3 protein-coding genes are annotated in these 3,307 nt (G+C 73.3%); 2 read left to right on the forward strand and 1 reads right to left on the reverse strand.

All coding sequences use genetic code 11. The features are described from left to right. Positions 1 to 46 precede the first annotated feature (46 nt). On the forward strand, positions 47 to 607 hold the full coding sequence (locus QL983_RS10770) for a GNAT family N-acetyltransferase (protein WP_041103409.1): 561 nt from the start codon (positions 47 to 49) through the stop codon (positions 605 to 607). A gap of 32 nt (positions 608 to 639) precedes the next feature. Here QL983_RS10770 and QL983_RS10775 read toward each other — a convergent pair whose 3' ends face one another. After that, positions 640 to 2,295 carry a thiamine pyrophosphate-dependent enzyme gene (locus QL983_RS10775; RefSeq protein WP_049144858.1) on the reverse strand — a complete coding sequence of 552 codons (1,656 nt, stop codon included), beginning with the start codon at positions 2,293 to 2,295 and terminating at the stop codon, positions 640 to 642. A 167-nt stretch (positions 2,296 to 2,462) separates the two neighbouring features. On the opposite strand from QL983_RS10775, the gene QL983_RS10780 reads away from it, so the two are divergent. Continuing rightward, a complete protein-coding gene (locus tag QL983_RS10780; RefSeq protein ID WP_069942012.1) occupies positions 2,463 to 3,227 on the forward strand; it encodes a CGNR zinc finger domain-containing protein in 765 nt (254 codons plus the stop codon). The last annotated feature ends 80 nt before the right edge of the window (positions 3,228 to 3,307 follow it).

Raw genomic sequence — 3,307 nt, forward strand, 5'->3', positions numbered from 1 at the left:
GCGGCTCACGCGGCCACGCCCGGCGTCCCCCTCGTACACTCGGCACATGCTCCCGGACCCCAGCCCCACCGTCACCGTGGACGGCCTCCTGCTGCGCCCGCTGCGCGCCGCGGACGAGATCGCGGCGCGCGAGGCGGACGCCGAGCTGCATCGGGAGGGGTTCGACTTCCTGATGGCCGGCACCCGCTCCTTCCCCGCGATCCGCCGCGCGTTCGCCGCCGAGGCGCGCGGCGACGTCGAACCCGGCCGCGTGCCCGCCTCCTTCTACGTGGGCGTGGACGAGGCGGGCCATCTGGTGGGCCGGGTGTCCGTGAGGTGGGAGCTGAACGAGGCGCTGCGGCACGTCAACGGACACGTGGGCTATGCGGTGCGCCCCGCGTTCCGGCGGCGGGGCCACGCCGCGCGGCTGCTGCGCGGCGCCCTGACGCTGCTGGCCGCACGCGGGGTGCCCGCCGCCCTGCTCACGTGCGACGAGACGAACACCGCCTCCGTGGCCACGATCCGTGCGTGCGGGGGCGTGCTGCGGGACCGGGTCGAGGCGGACCTCGACGGTGCGCCCTTCCCCGTCCCCCAGCTGCGCTTCGACGTCCCCACGACGGCGGCCTGACCGGAGGGACGGCGGGGACCGCGCCGCCGGCCTCAGTAGGCCTTGACGCGCTGCTCCACGATCAGGTGGATGAGCGCGAACCGGCCCTCCTCCTGGACCGCCTTGAGCGCCGCGTCCACGGCCGCCGGCACGTCCGCGTCCCGCTCCACGCGCACCCCGAAGCCGCCGAACGCCTGGGCCATGGCGGCGAAGTCGGGGTTCTTCAGCTGGGTGCCGGAGACGCGCTCGGGGTACTCGCGCTCCTGATGGGTGCGGATGGTGCCGTACTCCTGGTTGTCCATGACGATCACGAGGGGCTTCGCGCCGTACTGCGCGGCGGTCGCCAGCTCCTGACCGTTCATGAGGAACTCGCCGTCGCCGGCGATGGTCACCACGGTGCGGTCCGGGAAGTTCAGGGACGCGGCCACGGCGCCCGGCACCGAGTAGCCCATGGAGCCGTTGCGGGCCGAGATCATGGCGCGGTAGCCCTCGGTCGGGAAGTACCGGTGCGCCCAGTTGGTGTGCTCGCCCGCGCCGAGGGAGATCATCGAGTCCTTCGGCAGCTTCGGCACCAGGTTGGCCATGAGGGTGGCCATCTTCGCCTGACCCTCGGACGGCTCGGCCGGGGGCAGGGCCGCGAACTTCTCCTGCTCGCCGCGCATGCGGGAGGTCCACTCCTCCCACTCCGGCTTGACCTCGAGCTCCATGCGGACGAGGTCGCGGATGAACACATCCGGCTTGGCCACGATCTGGTGGGACACGGGGCCGGAGCGGCCGCGCAGGGACGGGTCGATGGTGACCAGGAAGTTCTTCTTGTCCCAGTTCTGGCGGATGGTGAAGCCGTTGGTCACGACGTCGCCCGGCACGGTGCCGACGAACACGATGAGGTCGGTCTCCTCGAGCATGTCGTAGGTCGGCTTCGGGCGGCCGTAGCCGATCGGGCCCACGTAGGACGGCGAGGAGAACGGCACGGTGCCCTCAGTGCGCCACTCGGCGGCGGCGGGGATCTTGTGCTCCTCCAGCCACGTCGTCAGGGTCTGCGCACCCTCGTCCGTCCAGTCGTTGCCACCGGTGATGAACAGCGGCTTGCGGGACTCCTTGAGCGCGGCGTGCAGGGACTTCCAGTCCTCCACGGTCATGCCGCCTGGGGCCACGGGGATCTGCGGGTGCAGGTGCGCGTCGATCTCCTGGCGGATCACATCCTCCGGCAGGCCGACGACGACGGGCCCGGGCCGGCCCGAGCTCGCGGCGAACATGGCCTCGGCCACGATCTCGGAGGCGCGCTCCGGGTGGTCCAGGACCATCACGCGCTTCGCACCGGTGCCGAACCAGGCGTGCGGGTCGAACTCCTGGAAGGCCTCGCGGTCGCGGTGCTCGAACGGGATCAGGCCGACGAACAGCACGAGCGCCGTCGAGTCCTGCCACGCGGTGTGCAGGCCGACGTGGGCGTTCGCGGCGCCCGGGCCGCGCGTCACCATGGCGACGCCGGGGACCACGTTCATCTTGCCGTCGGCCTCGGCCATGTACGTGGCGCCGCCCTCGTGGCGGCACACCACGTTCTCGATGCCCGAGTCGTACAGGCCGTCCAGGACGTCCAGGTAGGACTCGCCCGGCACGGAGTAGACGCGCTTCACGCCGTGGGACTCGAGGGTCTTGACGATGACGTGCCCGGCGGAGAGGCGACCGGTCGCCTGGGAGGTCTGGGACATGGAGGTCTCCTGTGCTGGTTCGGGGGCCCCTCCGGCCCCGTGGGTGCACCCCGCCGCGCAGACGGGGTCCGTGGGGGTCAGGGTACTGGACGGGACGGCGCCGGAGGCCACCCGATACGCGGCGTGAAGCCGGTGACGGGAGGGCGGACCCGCCGTACGCTTTCCCCATGCTCTCCGCGCCGACGCTCTCCCGCCTCGCCTCCCTGGCCGCGTTCCTGAACACCGCCCCCGGCCTGCGGGGCGGTCAGCCGGCCGACGAACGGTTCACCGCCGCCACGCAGCTGCCCTCCCTCGTCCCTGAGCTCCAGGAGGACGAGGTCCGCCTCCGCCTGGCCGCCGCCGCGGCCGTGCGTGGCCGCGAGCTCCGCGGCCGTCTGGCCGAGGTCTGGGCCCTCGCCGCCGGGGACGAGGCGGCCGCCGTGGAGCGCGTGAACGCCCTCCTCGCCGCGGCCGGCCCGCTGCGGCTGACGGCCGGGGGCGACGTCGTCGGGCTGGCCCCGGCGCAGGTCCCCGCCGACGCGGTGGAGCGGCTGGCCGCGATGGCCGCCCTCGCGCTGGCGGAGACCGCGATGGACGGCGAGCTGACCCGCCTGCGCGTGTGCGAGGGCGAGGACTGCGAGAACGCGCTCGTGGACGCCAGCCGGAACCGGTCCAAGCGGTTCTGCGACGAGGCCAACTGCGCCAACCGCACCCACGTGCGCTCCTACCGGGCACGGCTGGCCGAGGCGGCGGAGTCCGCCCCCGCGGCGGATCCGGCCGGGCCGGAGGAGGCGGAGGCGCCGGAGGCCGTCGTGGACTCCGAGGCCGCCGCCGACGAGCCCCGCCGGGAGACCAAGAAGGAGAAGAAGGAGCGCAGGAAGGCGGAGAAGAAGGCCCGCAAGAAGGCGGAGAAGAAGGCCGGCAAGAAGAAGTCGGACAAGAAGAAGGACTGACCCGGCCCCACCCGCCGGGGGACGGGGCGGCCTCGTGGTTCCGTCGGCCGACCGGACACCCCTAGCCTGCGAGGCATGAG

Origin of the sequence: Micrococcus sp. APC 4021 (assembly GCF_030407635.1) — a bacterium.
Classification (GTDB): Bacteria; Actinomycetota; Actinomycetes; order Actinomycetales; family Micrococcaceae; genus Micrococcus; species Micrococcus luteus.